The 17,500-nt window shown below is 37.8% G+C and carries 19 protein-coding genes and 1 pseudogene; 18 read left to right on the top strand and 2 right to left on the bottom strand.

Translation table 11 applies throughout. The features are described from left to right. The first annotated feature begins 9 nt into the window (after positions 1-9). From FGL89_RS01745 to FGL89_RS01685, 13 genes are all read left to right on the top strand, one after another. A complete protein-coding gene (locus FGL89_RS01745) occupies positions 10-234 on the top strand; it encodes a cold-shock protein (RefSeq protein WP_014974127.1) in 225 nt (74 codons plus the stop codon). Next, positions 234-785 (top strand): NUDIX hydrolase, encoded by a 552-nt coding sequence (locus FGL89_RS01740; protein WP_135197282.1) that lies wholly within the window; start codon positions 234-236, stop codon positions 783-785. The genes FGL89_RS01745 and FGL89_RS01740 overlap by 1 nt, the downstream gene beginning before the upstream one ends. Before the next feature lies 1 nt (position 786). Next, a complete protein-coding gene (locus FGL89_RS01735; RefSeq protein WP_135197283.1) occupies positions 787-1,095 on the top strand; it encodes a hypothetical protein in 309 nt (102 codons plus the stop codon). Between the two features lie 82 nt (positions 1,096-1,177). Continuing rightward, positions 1,178-1,852: a 5'-methylthioadenosine/adenosylhomocysteine nucleosidase gene (locus FGL89_RS01730; protein ID WP_147000315.1), complete on the top strand. Its 675-nt coding sequence runs from the start codon at positions 1,178-1,180 to the stop codon at positions 1,850-1,852. An 81-nt stretch (positions 1,853-1,933) separates the two neighbouring features. Next, entirely contained in the window at positions 1,934-2,590 is a 657-nt protein-coding gene (gene ytpR, locus FGL89_RS01725; protein WP_147000314.1) for a YtpR family tRNA-binding protein, read from the top strand. Position 2,591: 1 nt separating this feature from the next. Then, entirely contained in the window at positions 2,592-2,735 is a 144-nt protein-coding gene (locus tag FGL89_RS01720; protein WP_014974132.1) for a hypothetical protein, read from the top strand. Continuing rightward, entirely contained in the window at positions 2,735-4,069 is a 1,335-nt protein-coding gene (gene murC, locus FGL89_RS01715) for a UDP-N-acetylmuramate--L-alanine ligase (protein ID WP_014974133.1), read from the top strand. The genes FGL89_RS01720 and murC overlap by 1 nt, the downstream gene beginning before the upstream one ends. 141 nt (positions 4,070-4,210) lie before the next feature. Continuing rightward, a complete protein-coding gene (locus tag FGL89_RS01710; RefSeq protein WP_014974134.1) occupies positions 4,211-4,924 on the top strand; it encodes a Bax inhibitor-1/YccA family protein in 714 nt (237 codons plus the stop codon). Between the two features lie 70 nt (positions 4,925-4,994). After that, the gene (polA, locus tag FGL89_RS01705) at positions 4,995-7,676 is read left to right on the top strand and encodes a DNA polymerase I (protein ID WP_147000313.1); all 2,682 of its coding nucleotides are present in this window, start codon (positions 4,995-4,997) and stop codon (positions 7,674-7,676) included. A gap of 104 nt (positions 7,677-7,780) precedes the next feature. Then, entirely contained in the window at positions 7,781-8,116 is a 336-nt protein-coding gene (locus FGL89_RS01700; protein ID WP_014974136.1) for a MerR family transcriptional regulator, read from the top strand. A gap of 52 nt (positions 8,117-8,168) precedes the next feature. Further along, the gene (gene glnA / locus FGL89_RS01695; RefSeq protein WP_014974137.1) at positions 8,169-9,515 is read left to right on the top strand and encodes a type I glutamate--ammonia ligase; all 1,347 of its coding nucleotides are present in this window, start codon (positions 8,169-8,171) and stop codon (positions 9,513-9,515) included. 186 nt (positions 9,516-9,701) lie between these two features. Beyond that, positions 9,702-10,682, top strand: coding sequence for a YitT family protein (locus FGL89_RS01690; RefSeq protein ID WP_135197288.1), 981 nt, complete (start codon positions 9,702-9,704; stop codon positions 10,680-10,682). An 18-nt stretch (positions 10,683-10,700) separates the two neighbouring features. After that, positions 10,701-10,886: a 2-hydroxymuconate tautomerase gene (locus tag FGL89_RS01685; RefSeq protein ID WP_014974139.1), complete on the top strand. Its 186-nt coding sequence runs from the start codon at positions 10,701-10,703 to the stop codon at positions 10,884-10,886. 55 nt (positions 10,887-10,941) lie between these two features. Here FGL89_RS01685 and FGL89_RS01680 read toward each other — a convergent pair whose 3' ends face one another. Continuing rightward, positions 10,942-11,910 carry a LacI family DNA-binding transcriptional regulator gene (locus FGL89_RS01680; protein ID WP_135197289.1) on the bottom strand — a complete coding sequence of 323 codons (969 nt, stop codon included), beginning with the start codon at positions 11,908-11,910 and terminating at the stop codon, positions 10,942-10,944. 189 nt (positions 11,911-12,099) lie between these two features. On the opposite strand from FGL89_RS01680, the gene FGL89_RS01675 reads away from it, so the two are divergent. From FGL89_RS01675 to FGL89_RS01665, 3 genes and pseudogenes are all read left to right on the top strand, one after another. Then, positions 12,100-14,064, top strand: coding sequence for a sucrose-specific PTS transporter subunit IIBC (locus tag FGL89_RS01675; RefSeq protein WP_135197290.1), 1,965 nt, complete (start codon positions 12,100-12,102; stop codon positions 14,062-14,064). A gap of 9 nt (positions 14,065-14,073) precedes the next feature. Next, a complete protein-coding gene (locus tag FGL89_RS01670; protein WP_135197291.1) occupies positions 14,074-15,339 on the top strand; it encodes a glycoside hydrolase family 32 protein in 1,266 nt (421 codons plus the stop codon). Between the two features lie 49 nt (positions 15,340-15,388). Beyond that, positions 15,389-15,515: pseudogene (locus tag FGL89_RS01665) on the top strand (fructokinase); the annotation flags it as partial. Positions 15,516-15,589: 74 nt separating this feature from the next. On the opposite strand, the gene FGL89_RS01660 reads toward FGL89_RS01665, so the two are convergent. Next, entirely contained in the window at positions 15,590-15,979 is a 390-nt protein-coding gene (locus FGL89_RS01660) for a ribonuclease HI family protein (RefSeq protein WP_135197292.1), read from the bottom strand. Between the two features lie 216 nt (positions 15,980-16,195). On the opposite strand from FGL89_RS01660, the gene FGL89_RS01655 reads away from it, so the two are divergent. Beyond that, positions 16,196-16,597 carry an EbsA family protein gene (locus tag FGL89_RS01655; RefSeq protein WP_135197293.1) on the top strand — a complete coding sequence of 134 codons (402 nt, stop codon included), beginning with the start codon at positions 16,196-16,198 and terminating at the stop codon, positions 16,595-16,597. Beyond that, positions 16,575-17,489, top strand: a complete 915-nt coding sequence (locus FGL89_RS01650; RefSeq protein ID WP_135197294.1) for an RluA family pseudouridine synthase — start codon at positions 16,575-16,577, stop codon at positions 17,487-17,489. Before FGL89_RS01655 ends, FGL89_RS01650 begins: the two co-directional genes overlap by 23 nt. The last annotated feature ends 11 nt before the right edge of the window (positions 17,490-17,500 follow it).

Raw genomic sequence — 17,500 nt, 5'->3', positions numbered from 1 at the left:
AATAAGAATATGAAAACAGGTACAGTAAAAATTTGGCAAAAAGAACGTGGTTATGGTTATATCACACCCGATGACGGTGGAGATGATGTATTTGTCCACTTTAATGGTATTGATATGGAAGGATTTAAATCCTTGAATCAAGGGGAACGCGTCAGTTATGTATTGGTAGCAGGTTACAAAACCTACCAAGCGGCACAAGTTCACCCTATCCTAAAAAAGGCATCAGAAGTATAATGGCAGAACGTGAAATTGTGATAGATTCAGAAATTGTCTATGAAGGTCCCATATTTAGTATTGAGACACAGCAAGTGACTTTATATAATGGGCAGCAGGCAGGACGCGATATTGTTCGGCATGTACCAGCAATTGCTGTCATAGCATTTACCGATGATGACCATATTATCGTCGAAAAACAGTATCGTGCGACAATTGGGGACTTTATTTTAGAAATTCCTGCTGGTAAGTTAGATGAGCGCGATTTTGATCAGCCTGAACATGCTGTAACCCGTGAATTGAACGAAGAATTGCGGATGACTGCTGGTTCAATTTCACGAGTTATGGGATTTTTTGAGACAGTTGGTTTTTCTGATGCGTATATGCATATTTATGTTGCGCGTGATTTACAACCGGTCGCTGAAGCAGAACAGTTACCGCGTGACCTAGGGGAATCACTTGATTTAGTCACCATGTCATACGATGAAATGAAGGCATTGTTTGATGCTGGTCAGTTAAATGACCAGAAGACAATTGTTGCATTCCTATATTGGTCATATTTGCGAGGTTAATATGTCTGAAGAATTAACACGAAAATCAGCGCAAAAAGCGACTAAAAAAGCGCAAAAATTACGTGATAAAGAACGCCGTCAAGCCGAAAAGCTTTATGCAAAGGAACATCCGACAGAAGTTACGGTTGTAACACCAGAAACACGCGAGGAAATGCGCTTAACCCGAAAGGGGCGTTATGAACTCGGATCAAATGGTAAATTAACAGCAAATGGTAAATCTAAACGGTTAACACATCGCTATAATTTAGCCATTGTGATTTTAGTATTTTTAATTATAGCTACGTATGCATTCTTTTTTCTGGTGAACTAATAAAAATTAGTGATTAGAAATTAAAGCTGTGTTTTAACATGTGAAAGGAATAAGCTTAAAATAGCTTGAAAGACTCAAAAAGATGAAAATTGGAATTATTACGCCAATGGCGGAAGAAAAAATAGCATTGATTGCTGCTTTAGAAAATAAGCGTACCAGGACACATGGTGGGGCAGAGATAACAGAGGGACAATATCGCGGTCATGATGTGATACTTACTGAGTCAGGTATTGGTAAAGTAGCAGCAGCTTCGGCAACTACCGTAATGATTGATAATTTTCAACCAGATTTGATTGTTAATACTGGTTCGGCAGGTGCATTGGATCCAGATTTAAAAATTGGTGATGAAGTGATTGGGACACGTGTGGCATATTCAGATGTGGATGTTACCGTGTTTGGTTATGAATTTGGTCAATTACCCAATAAGCCTTTATACTACGAAGCAGATGCAGCCGTTGTTCAAGCATTTGAAGCATTAACCAAAGTTAAAAAAGGACTTGTGGTCTCAGGTGATCAGTTTGTTCAAACAGAGGCACAGAAGCGCATTTTGGCACATTTCCCAGATGCTTTAGTGGCAGAAATGGAAGCTGCAGCTGTGGCACAAGTTGCTTACCAGTTTGGCACACCATTTATTATTTTAAGAGGTGTATCTGATTTGGCAGATGGTAATTCAGGTATTGTCTTTGACGATTATGTTGTCGAAGCAGGGAAAGCATCAGCTGCATTACTACTGTCATATCTTGACAGTCAGGAATGATTGAGACCGCGAGAGCGGTCTTTCGTGTTTTATGTATTCCTGTGATAAGATAAAAATAGATATAATTTTAAGGATTAAAAAATGATTACAAGCTATAATTTAAAAGCACTTGGGGATGTATTGGTTATTATTTTAGGACCAAATGCCGATGCGCAATATGTTACTACGCATGGTCAAGTGACACGTATTCAAGACAAAAAAACAAACAAGACAACAGGGTTCAATATTACTGGTGTTGGTCAGGCATTAGGCTTGACCGAACAGGCTGGGCAGATTTATTTAAACGAAGACCAAGTGACAATTCTAAATGACTTGATTAGAGCTGCTGACTTTGATTATGAATTGGTTGCGACAGCTTCAAAATTAGTTGTTGGACGTGTTGAAAGTATGGTATCACATCCTGATTCTGACCACCTGCACGTGACAACGACTGCAGTAGGTAACGGGGAAACATTGCAAATTGTGTCTGGTTCTCCAAACATGCGTGAAGGTATTAAAGTGGCTGTGGCACAACCTGGCACAATGATGCCTTCAGGTGCATTAATTTGGGACGGGGCGCTTCGTGGTGTACCTTCCAGTGGGATGATTGTTTCAGGTAGAGAGTTACACTTGCCTGAAGCACCCGATAAACCAGGCGCTTTAGTTTTGCCTGAAAATTTTGGTGAAGTGGGCGAACCATTTAATTTTATTAAAGCACAAACACTTTATACGGATGGTTTAGTGGATACAAACTATTAAAATGGTAACAAAAAATCAATTGCAAGATGCACCGCGAGTATATCGCACGCTAAATGATGAAAATGCGCAATATAAAAAATTAGTATTTGAACTGCGTAAGGGTGAGTTGCAATATTTTACGTTTAAAATGGACAAGGAGAAATAATGGCCAAAACATATTACTTTATTGGTATTAAAGGTACAGGTATGGGGCCGTTGGCACAAATCTTACATGACCAAGGCAATACGGTTCTTGGTTCAGATATTGATACTTATACATATACACAAGCACCTTTAGAAGCTGCAGGCATTAAAATTTTATCTTTTGATTCGAAAAATGTTGATGCTCACAAGGAAGCTATTTTTGTGAGAGGAAATGCATTTACGGATGATCATATCGAGGTTGCTCGGGCCCTTGCGCTTGGTGTGACAATGTTGTCATATCCGGATGCAGTCCAAGAACAAATTGCGCAGACAACTTCCATTGCTGTTGCGGGTGCGCATGGTAAAACATCAACGACTGGTTTACTAGCTCACGTGCTGAAAAACATAGCACCAACCTCTTATTTAATTGGTGATGGGACAGGACGTGGTGTTCCTAATTCACAATTTTTCGTTGTAGAGGCTGATGAGTATCGTCGTCATTTTAAGGACTATGCGCCTGATTATGCTATTTTGACTAATATTGATTTTGACCATCCAGATTACTATACGGGTATTGAAGATGTGACAAACGCTTTTTCTGATTTTGCTAATCATGTCAAGAAAGCTATTTTTGCTTGGGGCGATGATGCACATTTACGTACACTTCAACCAAATGCAGACGTCTACTATTATGGTACGAACGTTGAAAAAGATGATTTTGTGGCAACAAATATTCACAAATCAACACAAGGGTCACATTTTGATGTTGTTTTCCGTGGGGAGCAATTAGGTGAATTTGGTGTACCATTATTCGGGCAACATAGCATATTAAATGCTTTAGCTGTGATTGCTGTATCTTATATGGAACAAGTTGATTTGAACTTAATACGTGAGTACCTAATGACTTATCAAGGGGTCAAGCGTCGGTTCAGTGAAAAACAAATTGCAGATATTACAGTCATTGATGATTATGCACACCACCCAACTGAAATTGATGCAACATTGGATGCGGCGCGTCAAAAGTATCCAAATAAGCAAATTATTGCTATTTTCCAACCACATACTTATTCGCGGGTAATTGCTTATAAAGATGAATTTGCTAGAAGTTTAGAAGCTGCGGATAAAGTTTATTTAGTTAATATATTTGGATCGGCACGTGAAAAAAAGGGTAGCGTTACCTCAGCTGAAATCGGGGCCGAAATTAGTAAATTTGGTGGTATCGTTGACGAAAACGATATGAGCCTACTAATGCCTTATGAAAATGCTGTCATGGTATTCATGGGGGCTGGTGATATTGAAAAATATGAATTTGCTTATGAAAAGTTGTTGGGGCAACTACGTACGGATTTGCAATGATTTTTCTCTAGAAGCAGTCGTAGTATTAAAAGACGACTACATTGTGTTGGCCTTTTAATATTACTTTAATATCATTTCTGGTATAATAGAGATAACCAGAAATGATAGCTGGGAGATAAAAGTAATTATGAGGAGACTCAAATGGATAATTTTAATTTAAATGCCCGTCGTGATGTGACTGGTATGGATGAAGGTATGCGTGCATTTTTCAAGCAGACTTATTCATACATGGCATTGGCTTTACTTGTTTCAGCAGTGACATCTGTTGTTGTTAATCAATTCTTTTTAGCACAAGTGGCAGCACTGTTTACTAACTCAATTGGTGTGATTTCACTGATTGGTGTGCAGTTCTTGATTATGTTTATGATTGGACGTAACACTTTCAAAAATCCTGCGCGCGCGTTTGGGTTGCTAATGGCTTTTGCGATGGTTGAGGGTATAACGATAGGTATCTTACTAGCCATTTATAATTTTGGATCTGTGGCATTAGCTTTTGCTTCAGCATCTGCTGTCTTTGGTGGTATGGCATTATACGGTACCTTTACGAAGCGGTCACTCAGTGGTTTGCGCCCTATATTGTTTGGGTTGCTAATTGGTTTAGTGGTTGCCTCAGTGGTAAATGTCATTTTTTATAATGGTATTGTCATGTTGTTGATTTCATGGGTTAGTGTGTTTGTTTTCGCACTTTATACCGCATATGATCACCAAACACTCAAAGCAATGTATGCACAATCAGCTGGTATGGACACTCGTGGTTTGGCAGTTAATGGTGCTTTACGTTTATATCTTGACTTTATTAACTTGTTCTTCGCTTTGTTACGTATCTTTGGCGTAGCAGGTGGTTCAAGAGACTAATTTTAAAGAAAATTAGGACAGCCTTAGGGCTGTTTTTTTGTTACACTAGAAACAGGTAAAGGAAATAAAGATGACAAAAAAACTACTTTTAATTGATGGCAATTCACTAGCGTTTCGTGCATTTTATGCGATGTATCAGCAACTCGATCGTATGATATCTCATAACGGATTACATACAAATGCCTTGGTAGCATTTAATAACTTTTTAGACCAGATTGTTGATCCGATGCAACCTGATTTGGCACTTGTTGCTTGGGATGCAGGTTCTGGAAAAGACACTTATCGTGGGCAACTATTTCCTGAATATAAAGATGGCCGTTCAAAAACACCATCAGAATTTAAAGAACAGTTTCCCTATTTACGTGAAATGGTTGCGCTTCATGGCTTAAGAAATTACGAAAAAATAGGGCTCGAGGCTGATGACATTATTGGAACGTATTCTCGTATGGGTGAGGCAGCTGGTTATTCAGTCACCATTATCACTGGGGATCAGGATTTAATTCAGTTAGCAACGGATAACATTACTGTTAATGTGACTAAAAAAGGTGTCACAGAACTTGAACGCTATACGCCAGCTTACATCATGGAAAAGTATGGTTTGACACCACAGCAAATTATTGAGAAAAAAGCATTAACAGGTGATACATCAGATAATTATCCAGGTGTCACTAAAGTAGGTGAAAAAACTGCATTAAAATTGTTAGCGGAATACGAAAATATTGATAATTTGTATGCAAACATTGAAGACATGAAAAAGTCTAAAATGAAAGAGAATTTGATTAATGATCGTGAATCTGCGTTTCGTGCTAGAAAATTAGCAACAATTAGTACAGATGCAACATTAGATTTGCCATTGCAAGAAATCGAATATCGGGGCATAGATTATGATAAGCTTGTACTTTTTTATCAAGATTTAGATTTTAAACAACAGTTAGCAAAAATTAAAGCATTACGAAAATCGGGGCAAATAGCCGGTGGTGATGAACAAAAAGAAACCCAAGTTCATGTTGTGACATTGACTGACACTAATCTGCGAGCTGTGACCATGCTTGGCAAAAAAGTGGCTGTACATATTGAAACCACTGGTGATAACTATCATATTGATGAGATGATTGGATTTGTGATAGGAAATCCAGAAGTCGGTTATTATGCTAGTCGTGATATGACACTGTTACAAACAACAGAATTAAAGTCAATTATTGAAGATGAGAACGTTGTAAAAAATGTGTTTAATGTTAAAGCACAGTTGATCTTGTTTAAGCGTTTAGGTTTGCAACTAAAGGGCACCCATTTTGATTTTCTATTAGCTGCTTATTTATTGGATACGACGGATAATGATAATGAATTATCTACATTAGCCCAGCGTTTTGATGTTTATATGTCATCTGATGATGAAATTTATGGTAAAGGTGCTAAATTTGCTGTACCAGATGATGAGGGACGTGTTTTGATGCATCTCGCACATAAAGCTGATACGTTAATGCAACTAGAATTACCTGCGTTAGCTGCGTTAAAAGCACATGAGCAAATGCATCTTTATACTGAAATTGAGTTACCATTGGCGCACGTATTGGCTGATATGGAATACCAAGGTATTAAAATTAACCAAACGCGCCTATACGATATGGGTGTGGATTTGCAAGGACGTATTCATACTATAGAGGATGCTATTTATATTGAAGCCGGTGAAAAATTTAACATTAATTCACCCAAGCAGTTAGGTATTTTACTTTTTGAAAAGATGGGGCTTCCTGTCATTAAAAAAACAAAAACTGGTTACTCCACTGCAGTTGATGTATTAGAAAAATTGGCGTCACAAGCACCGATTGTTGACCATATACTGCAATATCGCCAATTAGCTAAGTTGAAATCTACCTACATTGATGGCATGTTGTCTGTTGTTTATCCACAAGATAGTAAAATTCATACACGTTTCTTACAAACTTTAACTCAAACAGGGCGATTATCATCAGTAGACCCTAATTTACAAAACATTCCCATGCGAACAGAAGAAGGGCGTTTAATCCGAAAGGCATTCGTACCGAGTGAACCAAATTGGCAAATATTTGGCGCTGATTACTCCCAAATTGAGTTACGCGTATTGGCTCACATCACTGGCGATAAAAACATGCAAAAGGCTTTCCTAAATGGTGAGGACATTCATGCTGAGACAGCTCGCGCTGTTTTTGGATTAGCTGATGACACACCGGTTGATGCTAACATGCGTCGTACAGCCAAGGCTGTTAATTTTGGTATTGTATATGGTATTTCTGACTTTGGGTTAGCTAACAACCTAGGTATTTCACGTGCTGAGGCAAAGCAATTTATAGACACTTATTTTAAAGAATTCCCGCAAATTCATGAATGGATGGATAAAATTAAACAAAGTGCGCACGAGTTAGGATTTGTTGAAACAATCGCGAAACGACGTCGTTATTTACCAAATATACAATCAAAAAATTTTAATTTACGTAGTTTTGCTGAACGAACTGCGATGAATTCTCCAATTCAAGGTTCTGCTGCAGATATTATTAAAATTGCTATGATTAAAGTGAATAGCGCATTGAAAGAAAATAACTTGCAAGCACGTATGTTGTTACAAGTGCACGATGAATTAATCTTTGAAGCGCCATCAAATGAAATTAGTGAATTATCGGAATTGGTGACTAGTGTCATGGATTCAGCTGTGTCACTGGATGTCCCAATGAAGGTTGACAATCATTATGGTGATACATGGTATGATGCCAAGTAAGTTGTGGGATCATATTTATAAAATTGATGTCAGGTTTCCTAACACGTATTTGCACAGTGCAAAAAAATCTATTACAATATAAGTATGTTAACGGAGGTTGTTCAATGAGCGAACGTGAATTGAGAAGAAACTTAGCAATTTTACCCATTGGCACAGTACGTGAGCTTACCTTATTGTCGGATCGTCAGATCCGCTATTATGAGCAGAATGAGCTTATTATGCCAAATCGTGGTGCAGGTGGTCAGCGCCGTTTTTCGTTAAATGACGTTGACCGTCTCCTAGAAATCAAGGATTTTCTAGATGCTGGTGATTCAATTAAAGATATTCAAGAAATATTTGCCAAACAACACCGTATAGCACTTGAAAAGCATGACTCCGAATTAGCGTTACGTCGATCATTGCAAAAAGAATTTGCACAAATTGGTCGATTTGGACGCTAGTTTACAACGTATCATATTAATCATCGCATGTTGCATAGAAGAAAGGGAAACCATGGCACGAAAATCATTTACCAAAGAAGAAATCAAACAGCTCGTAGAAGATGAAAACGTGGAGTTTATTCGCGTAACATTTACTGATGTTTTGGGTGCAATTAAAAATGTTGAAGTACCAACATCACAATTGGACAAAGTATTAGCTAACGATTTAATGTTTGATGGCTCATCAATTGAAGGATTTGTTCGTATTAATGAATCAGATATGTATTTATATCCTGATTTATCAACATTTATGATTTTCCCATGGGCTACAGACAGCCATGGTGGTAAAGTAGCACGTTTGGTTGCTGATATCTATACTGCTGATCGTGAACCCTTTGCTGGTGATCCACGACATGCCTTGCGTGAGGCATTAGCATCTGCTAGAAAAGCAGGGTTTACAGCATTCAATGTTGGGACTGAACCAGAGTTCTTTTTGTTCAAACTTGACGAATTGGGTAATCCGACAACTGAGCTTAATGATCAAGGTGGTTATTTTGATTTGGCACCACTTGATAGAGGTGAGAATGTTCGTCGCGAAATCGTATTGACGCTTGAAAAAATGGGATTTGAAATAGAAGCAGCTCATCACGAAGTCGCAGAAGGCCAACACGAAGTTGACTTTAAGTATGCTTCAGCACTTGAAGCTGCGGATAATATTCAAACATTTAAGTTGGTAGTTAAGACAATTGCACGTAAAAATGGATACTATGCAACATTTATGCCAAAACCAGTAGCTGGTATTAATGGATCAGGAATGCACACTAACATGTCATTATTCCGTGATTCAGAAAATTCATTTGAAGATGTTTCTGATGAAATGGGATTGTCAAAGACTGCTTATAACTTCTTAGGTGGATTATTAGCTCATGCAACTGCAATAACTGCCTTGGCTAATCCAACGGTTAACTCATATAAGCGTTTAACGCCTGGATTTGAGGCACCTGTCTATGTCGCTTGGTCAGCATCTAACCGTTCACCAATGGTACGTGTGCCTGCTTCACGTGGCAAGTCAACCCGTTTGGAATTGCGTTCTGTTGATCCAACTGCGAACCCATATACAACATTAGCAGCCATTTTGGTTGCCGGTTTGGATGGCATTAAAAATGAGTTAGAACCACTTGCTTCAGTTGACAAGAATATCTATTTGATGGATGAAACTGAACGCGTTAAGGCTGGTATTACGGATTTGCCTGATACATTATTGGCAGCTGTTCGTGAGTTATCGGCCGATCAAACTGTTATTTCAGCAATTGGTACACACATTGCAGATAAATTTATTGAAGCTAAGAAAATTGAATACACATCATATCGTCAATACGTTTCAGAATGGGAAACAGATGCATATTTTGAAAATTATTGATAATTAAAGATTATATAACTGGTCACGGGTGAATGTCGTGGCTTTTTTGTTTGTTTCGCATTGAAAACTGAAATAAGGTTGATGTTGTAATGATATTTTGTGTCAGTGCAAAATACTATAACTTATATATGTTTTTTGTTATGATATAGGGAGTCGTTTTATTTGTCTGAGGAGTAAGCTATCAACATGAAAAAAATTACAATTAATTGGCGGAAAATTTTATTAACTTCTATTATTTTTTTGGCGAGTTCCGCTATACAGGTGTTGTCATTGAATGCCTTTTTGATTCCTAATAAGGTTTTTTCAAGTGGCTTTAATGGTATTGCACAGTTACTATCATTATTATTTGTTCACGCGTTTAGTTTAGACCTACAAACTGGAATCTTTATTATGATTTTCAATATACCAATTGGTATTATTGGTTGGAAAATGATTGGTGGTCGATTTACCATACTGAGTTTTTTGAATTCAATCTTTGTTGCTGTCCTACAAATTGTAGTACCAACGCACTCACTTACCACTGATCCGCTATTAGCATCCTTATTTGGTGGCCTTTTGTTAGGTGTATCTATTGGCTTAGCCTTACGTTATGGCTTCTCTACAGGCGGCATGGACATTGTCGCGATGGTTGTTCAGAAGCGTACTGGTAAGTCATTAGGTGCACTGATGAATGCAATTAATTTTGGCGTCGTGCTTGTGGCTGGTGCATTTATCGGTTGGCAAAACGCCTTGTTCACGTTAATTGGTATCTATGCAACAGGTCGAGCAATCGACGCACTGTATACAGGTTACCAGAAATTAACTGCTTTAATTGTAACTTCTAAGGGTGATGACGTTGTTGAAGCACTGCATAGGGATCTGATCCGCGGTATTACAATATTACCATCAAAGGGTGCTTACACAAAGCTTGACTCGATGACATTAATGATGGTATTATCACGTTATGAATTAGTTGAAATGCAAGAAATTGTGCACGACGCAGATCCAAAAGCATTCATTAATTTAATTAGTACAGTTAGTGTATCTGGTGAGTTCTTTGATGCAGATCGGCAATTACAAATGAAAAAGGCGATAACGGTACCTAAAGTGGAAACCGTTGAAGCACAACTTGAAGCTGAACAGCAATTAGAGGCGCAGCTTGGTCAAGTAGAAGATAATAAAAATTAAGAAAATAGAGGGAAATTTATGCCTATCGTACAAGTAGAGTTATTAGAAGGACGTACACATCAACAATTAGCTAAGATGGTTAAGGATATTACCGATGCTATAGTAGAAGATGCCGGAGCTTCACGTGAAGCAGTCCATGTGATTGTACGCGAAATGCCAAAAGACCGTTACTCAGTTGGCGGCGTGTTGAAGAGCGATCAATAAAGTCTAAATAAAAAGCAGAACATGTAGGCACATGTTCTGCTTTTTATTTAGATTTTCACATTAAATCAGTCGAATCACGCACAACTAATTTTCCGTCCATTACAATACGTTGTATTTCTGTCTGTGGGTGATCACGAATGGTTAAAAACAAACGGTAGAGTTGCTTACCAGTTTCAAAAAAATCAAATTCAAAGCTAGTTAAATTAGGCGTGACAGTCTCACTGAAGTAAGATTTACCAAATCCAATAAAACGCGGTTGTTGATGAAGAGAAAATGCAGATTGCATGGCACCAACTACGATACGATCACTCGCACCAATTATGAGATCAAATTTTTCTTTTTCCATGGCTATTAACGCATCTGATTTGGCAACATCTAATTTAAAGTCAGTGACGACTTCTTTATGCGGAATACCTAAAAGAGCATCATCAATGCCGACAAATCTGTTATGTCCAACCGCACGATCTAATGTGGCATCAACCTTTAAGAGTAGCACATTTTTAGGTGTTAACTTTTTGAGGTACTGCCCAACAGCTTGACCTGCTTGAATATCATTTAAAATTACACGGTGAAAATCAGGTTCATCTTGTCCTTGAATAATAACTGGTAGTTGAGATTCTTTCAAAGCCTCACGAATATCATCCGTTAAATTAGCAGTTAAAACAATCAATCCACTAACATTTTGGGACTGTAATTTTTTGATTGCAGCTAGTTCACGTTGGCTGTTTTGATAAATATTAACAATTAAAAAAGTATCATTTTTGTTCAATTCATCTAGTCCACGCAACATGTCAGATTGCGCAATTGAATCTAATCTAGGAACAATCACGCCAATCGTGTGATTCACTTGTTGTTTTAGACTTTGCGCAAATGTATTTGGTGCATAGTTGTGTTCTTCAACAATACGATCGATTTTTTGTCGTGTATGCTGACTAACGGAACCGCCATTAAGGTAACGTGAAACCGTACTTTTTGCAACACCAGCTAATGTTGCGATGTCATTAATTGTGATTTTTTTATGCATAATTTAATAATATCAGAAAAAGTGTATATTGAGGTCACAAATTCACGACAAATAAAATTAAAATAAAGGCTTGCAAAATATTATGTAAGCGGTTACAATATAAAGTGTAATAAAGAACCGGTTCCAAAGTGCACTATCATACGTTGTTATATAAGGCATGTTTTGTTGACATGTATAGAGGAAAGAAAAATGAACCATAAAGAAGTCGCAAAGCGCGTGGCTAAAGCGTTACAAAAAGACAATATTGTCGCAGCAGCTCACTGCGCAACTAGATTACGGTTGGTAGTTAAAGATATTAAAAAGATCGATCAAACAGCATTAGATAATGATCCTGATCTTAAAGGTACTTTTAATGCCAATGGACAATATCAAATTATCGTTGGACCTGGGGATGTTAATCATGTCTATGATGAATTTGTGAAATTAACTGGTGTGAAACAAGCATCCACTGATGACTTGAAAAACATTGCTGCAAAATCTGGTAAGAAAAACCCATTAATGGATTTAATCAAAGTATTATCAGACATTTTCGTACCATTAATACCGGCCTTGGTTGCTGGTGGTTTGTTAATGGCCTTGAACAACATTTTGACTGGACAAGGGATGTTTGGTCCTAAGTCATTGGTCGAAATGTTTCCACAAATAACAGGGTTATCGGAAATGGTTAATTTAATGGCTAGTGCGCCATTTGCCTTTCTGCCCATTCTGATTGGTATTACAGCTACACGTCGTTTTGGTGGCAGTGAAATCCTTGGTGCAGCTGCTGGTATGATGCTGGTTATGCCAAGTTTGATTAATGGTTATAACGTTTCTGAGGCAGTAGCCACTGGAAAAATGCCGACTTGGGATTTGTTTGGTTTATCAGTTGCTCAAGCAGGTTATCAAGGGCAAGTGCTACCAATCATCGGAGTTGCTTTTATCTTAGCTACTCTGGAGAAGTTCTTTCATAAGCACCTTAAAGGTGCTATTGACTTCACATTTACACCAATGCTATCAATGTTGATTACTGGCTTTGTGACTTTCATCGTCGTTGGTCCATTACTACGTATTGTATCAAACGGTATTACTGATGGATTAGTTTGGTTAGTCACAACATTTGGCTTTGTCGGTTATGCGGTATTTGGTTCATTTTATTCAGCTATTGTTATTACTGGATTGCATCAAAGTTTCCCAGCTATTGAAACCCAACTATTAGCCAATATTGCAAAAACAGGTGGTGATTTCATTTTCCCAATTGCCGCAGCTGCCAACGTTGCGCAAGGTGCTGCTACATTTGCAATTTACTTCTTGGCTAAAGGCAATGTGAAGTTACGTGCCTTATCATCATCAGCTGGTGCTTCAGCAATGTTAGGAATTACTGAACCTGCGTTGTTTGGTGTTAACTTGAAATACAAGTTCCCATTCTTCATTGCATTGGGATCATCTGGTATTGCAAGTTTGGTGATGGGATTATTCCAAATCATGTCATCATCACTTGGACCGGCTGGTCTGATTGGATTTATTGCTATTCCCGCCAATAAGTGGGTGGGATTCTTCATCGCAATTGCGATTAGTTTCATATTAGCTTTCACACTGACTTTGGCTTATGGCCGTTCACACATGCCAGAAATGGATCAACCACAAAATAATGATGATACAATAGTTGATCAACATGATGACGGTTTCGAGGTGGCTGCACCGATTGCTGGTCAATTGGTAGATATTGCCTCTGTTAATGATCCAGTATTTTCAAGTGGTATGATGGGACAGGGTGTAGCTATTGAACCAACTGATAATCGGGTGCTTGCACCGGCTGATGGTGAAGTTACAGTTGCTTATGCGACAAACCATGCTTATGGTTTGAAAACAACAGATGATGTAGAAGTACTTATCCATATTGGGATTGATACAGTTAACCTTGATGGTAAAGGATTCGAGAGTCAAGTGACACAAGGTCAACAGGTTAAAAAAGGCGATGTTTTGGGAACGTTTGATAAACAAATCATTGTCGACGCTGGATACCCAGTGACAACAATGGTGATTGTCACTAATACAAAAGAATTTGCAGATGTTGCATTAGATGAATCATATGGCACAGAAGTGGTACCTGGTAATGCGATTTTGACAGCTGTACCAAAAGTTGTTAATGAAAACGTCAATATGGCAAAGGCGTAAGGAGATTGAATGTTAGTAACAAATGACGAAACTGCTTTTGAGCAGTTTCATTTATATCCAACAAATGGTTTGTTGAATGACCCTAATGGTTTGGTATTCTTTAAAGGTCAATATCATGTATTTTATCAGTGGAACCCATATGCTTGTGACCATAAATATAAAGAGTGGGGACACTTTGTTTCAGATGATTTAAAAACATGGCAGCGGGTGGCATCCGCGCTAAAACCATCACTTGAAAACTTGGATAGTGCTGGTATTTATTCTGGTGCAGCCTTTATTCATGAGGATCGTTTATATCTTTTTTATACGGGTAATGTCCGTGATGAAGCAGGGCACAGTGTGAAGTCCTCGCAAATGTGGGCTGTCAGTGATGATGGGATTCACTTTGAAAAGCTAGGTGAATTATTCCCACATCCAGAAGGTTTCACGAAAGATGTTCGTGATCCCATGGTTTGGCAAGGCAAGAATGGTCATTATTTTTTAATCCTTGGTGCGCAACATGATAATAAGATTGGTGATATTATTATTTATGAATCAACCGATTTCAAAACATGGCAATACAAAGGGTCGCTAATTGAAGATCAATTATTAGATGTACGTGGTTATATGCTGGAATGTCCAGGATTTGTCGACGTTGATGGGAGACAAGTTTTAATGTTTTCACCCCAAGGGCTAACTCCTGATCTAAAAAATCATCGTTTTGAAAATATTCATAATACGGGTTACGTCATTGGTCGTTTTGATGAAAAAACAGCACGATTTCATGTAGAGACAGAATTTAAGGAAGTTGACCAAGGGTTTGAATTTTACGCGCCACAAACAATGAGTTTACTCAATGGTCGCCGTATTATGTGGGGATGGGCTGGGATGATGACGCCAGAACGTGAAAGTGCTGTACCCACCATTAAAAGTAACTCATGGGTACATGTTCTAACGGTACCGCGTGAATTACATGTCAACGACCATAATCAACTCACACAGCAACCTATTTCAGAGATTTTAGATCCTGAAGAGGTAGATAACGTCGAGAATATTAGTGTTGGACAATACCGGCTAAATATTACCGATGATTGGCAGTTACAGCTGGGCCAAAATGTTACGATTACCCGACAATCAGATACTTTGAAGTTAAAAAGGCGTCAATGGGAATCTGATGTGGTAGAGAGTCGTCAATTTACAGGTGATTTGGATAATTTGTTGTTAATTGTTGATGTGGATATTATTGAAATTTATACTAGTGATGGACTTAATGTCCTGACCAGTCGCTGGTTTTAGCAAAAAATTGAAAGAGATATATAAAAGAGAGAAAAAATTAAAGCAGGTGGAAGAAAGTTTTGCTGAACAAATGAGTGATTACTTAAACGTACCAGATTTAGATGAGTATATTGTCCTTGTTGCCAACGGTGACAATACTGGGCTGCTTCTACCTAGCTAAGACGCTTGTTAAATAAGCAGTATTAAAGAAAGTATGAATAAAAAGGATAACGCTTTCAGCAACTTTGTTGAAAACGTTATCCTTTTTTCATTAAGACAATTTATGCTGTTGTAATGCCTGTAGAGCTAGATGATGTGCACCTAAATTTTCTTTTTCAGGCAGCCATTGATTTAAGACTAACGGATATGGTGATAATAACTTGATAATATTGTCTACAAATGGTTGATAATGTTTAGCATATTGTTTATCAATGGCATCAATCAATATCTGAGAGTCACTATAAATTTTTAAAATATCGATTTTTTTTGGTAATTGCTGTAGTGCCCAAATCAGAGCACAGAACTCAGCTTCATGATTGTCTTGAGTAATAGGAAGGGCAGCTTTTTGTTGTGACTGTATTTTATCGATGATAATCACAGTACCGGCAGCTGTTTGACCAGTATGTATATCACGTGCGGCATCAACATAGAGTGTAATCATCAAGTTAGCTCCTTTATTCTACAATAATATATTAACATCATAATTTAATTCATTCTAGCCAAAGATTATTTGACATAATGAGGGTTGCTTAAAATTGTTCTTAAAACGTAATTGAAATCCATGGTAAAATAAAGAAGAACAATTTGAAAAGCATAATCAGTTATATTTTTATACAGTAAACAAGTTATGTTAATAAAGTAGGGGTAATAGAAAAGTATGATACCAAAGCGCGGATTTTTCCAACCAGTAGATTCAACAGGGCAAATTGGATGGCTGTGGTGGCTTATTTTTTTGATGGCTGGCATTATCTTTTGGAGTGAAATAGGCTTTAAAATTCAAATTATACCGATTGCTTATATTGTAGTGATGTTAGTTTTGGCGATCGTAATTATTTTACGTCGACGGATATATGTTGCAGGAGCACAACTTTTCCTGGGGCGGGTTTTTGGTGCAGAATATGAAAAAATATCATTACTTCAAATTGATAATTGGCAATTAAATGGACATACTTTATCATTTACACGTGCTGGAAGATTACGTAAATATTGGTTAAGCGCCAATATTGCACAACAAATTAAGGAATATATGAATACGCATGGCGGAAAAAATAACAATTAATATCAAAGAACAACAAGGACGTCTGGATGCTATTTTAGCAAAGGAGGATATTCCTTACTCACGTACAGTTTTAGCAGATTGGATACAAGATGGCACCGTTTTAGTGAATCAGAAAAAGGTGAAACGGTCTTATAAGGTCGTATCTGGAGATACTGTGACACTGACACCGCCTGAAGTACAAAATACGGCAATTGTTGCAGAAGACATACCACTAAGTATTGTCTATGAAGATAATGATCTGATAGTGGTTAACAAACCGCAAGGCATGGTGGTACATCCTGCTGCTGGACATACTTCTGGGACATTAGTGAACGCATTGTTGTATCATGCACCATTGTCAACTATTAATGGTGAATTTCGTCCTGGTATTGTTCATCGTATTGATCGAGATACGAGTGGATTACTTATGGTAGCTAAAAATGATGAAGCACATCAAGCCTTATCAGCTCAACTTAAAGATCATAAAAACCAACGTATCTATTATGCGTTAGTGCGCGGCGAATTTACAGAAGAATCTGGTACGATTAATGCGCCTATTGCAAGGCACAAAGTAGATCGTAAGAAACAAGCAGTACAATCAGGCGGTCGTGAGGCAATCACGCACTTTGAAGTATTAAAACGCTATGTTGGTTATACTTTATTAAAGGTGCAACTTGAGACCGGTAGGACGCATCAAATTCGTGTACACATGACCTATATTGGACACCCTGTAGTTGGGGATCCGGTCTACGGTTCTGCACAAAAACTGCCTGGTGTGAATTTAGAAGGGCAGTTATTACATGCGAAAACAATAAGCTTGATACAGCCAAAAACGCATGAAGAACTAACATTTAATAGTCCTTTGCCGGCCTATTTTGAGGCAGCATTAGACACATTGACACCGATTATCTAAAATGAAAGGAA

The organism is Leuconostoc carnosum (assembly GCF_007954525.1).
GTDB classification, from domain to species: Bacteria; Bacillota; Bacilli; order Lactobacillales; family Lactobacillaceae; genus Leuconostoc; species Leuconostoc carnosum.
This window is presented reverse-complemented; position numbering and strand designations above follow the sequence as displayed.

Coding starts and splice junctions, on each gene's coding strand:
- FGL89_RS01745 (WP_014974127.1), top strand. CDS start 10: ATGAAAACAGGTACAGTAAAAATTTGGCAAAAAGAACGTGGTTATGGT.
- FGL89_RS01740 (WP_135197282.1), top strand. CDS start 234: ATGGCAGAACGTGAAATTGTGATAGATTCAGAAATTGTCTATGAAGGT.
- FGL89_RS01735 (WP_135197283.1), top strand. CDS start 787: ATGTCTGAAGAATTAACACGAAAATCAGCGCAAAAAGCGACTAAAAAA.
- FGL89_RS01730 (WP_147000315.1), top strand. CDS start 1,178: ATGAAAATTGGAATTATTACGCCAATGGCGGAAGAAAAAATAGCATTG.
- ytpR (WP_147000314.1), top strand. CDS start 1,934: ATGATTACAAGCTATAATTTAAAAGCACTTGGGGATGTATTGGTTATT.
- FGL89_RS01720 (WP_014974132.1), top strand. CDS start 2,592: ATGGTAACAAAAAATCAATTGCAAGATGCACCGCGAGTATATCGCACG.
- murC (WP_014974133.1), top strand. CDS start 2,735: ATGGCCAAAACATATTACTTTATTGGTATTAAAGGTACAGGTATGGGG.
- FGL89_RS01710 (WP_014974134.1), top strand. CDS start 4,211: ATGGATAATTTTAATTTAAATGCCCGTCGTGATGTGACTGGTATGGAT.
- polA (WP_147000313.1), top strand. CDS start 4,995: ATGACAAAAAAACTACTTTTAATTGATGGCAATTCACTAGCGTTTCGT.
- FGL89_RS01700 (WP_014974136.1), top strand. CDS start 7,781: ATGAGCGAACGTGAATTGAGAAGAAACTTAGCAATTTTACCCATTGGC.
- glnA (WP_014974137.1), top strand. CDS start 8,169: ATGGCACGAAAATCATTTACCAAAGAAGAAATCAAACAGCTCGTAGAA.
- FGL89_RS01690 (WP_135197288.1), top strand. CDS start 9,702: ATGAAAAAAATTACAATTAATTGGCGGAAAATTTTATTAACTTCTATT.
- FGL89_RS01685 (WP_014974139.1), top strand. CDS start 10,701: ATGCCTATCGTACAAGTAGAGTTATTAGAAGGACGTACACATCAACAA.
- FGL89_RS01680 (WP_135197289.1), bottom strand. CDS start 11,910: ATGCATAAAAAAATCACAATTAATGACATCGCAACATTAGCTGGTGTT.
- FGL89_RS01675 (WP_135197290.1), top strand. CDS start 12,100: ATGAACCATAAAGAAGTCGCAAAGCGCGTGGCTAAAGCGTTACAAAAA.
- FGL89_RS01670 (WP_135197291.1), top strand. CDS start 14,074: ATGTTAGTAACAAATGACGAAACTGCTTTTGAGCAGTTTCATTTATAT.
- FGL89_RS01660 (WP_135197292.1), bottom strand. CDS start 15,979: ATGATTACACTCTATGTTGATGCCGCACGTGATATACATACTGGTCAA.
- FGL89_RS01655 (WP_135197293.1), top strand. CDS start 16,196: ATGATACCAAAGCGCGGATTTTTCCAACCAGTAGATTCAACAGGGCAA.
- FGL89_RS01650 (WP_135197294.1), top strand. CDS start 16,575: ATGGCGGAAAAAATAACAATTAATATCAAAGAACAACAAGGACGTCTG.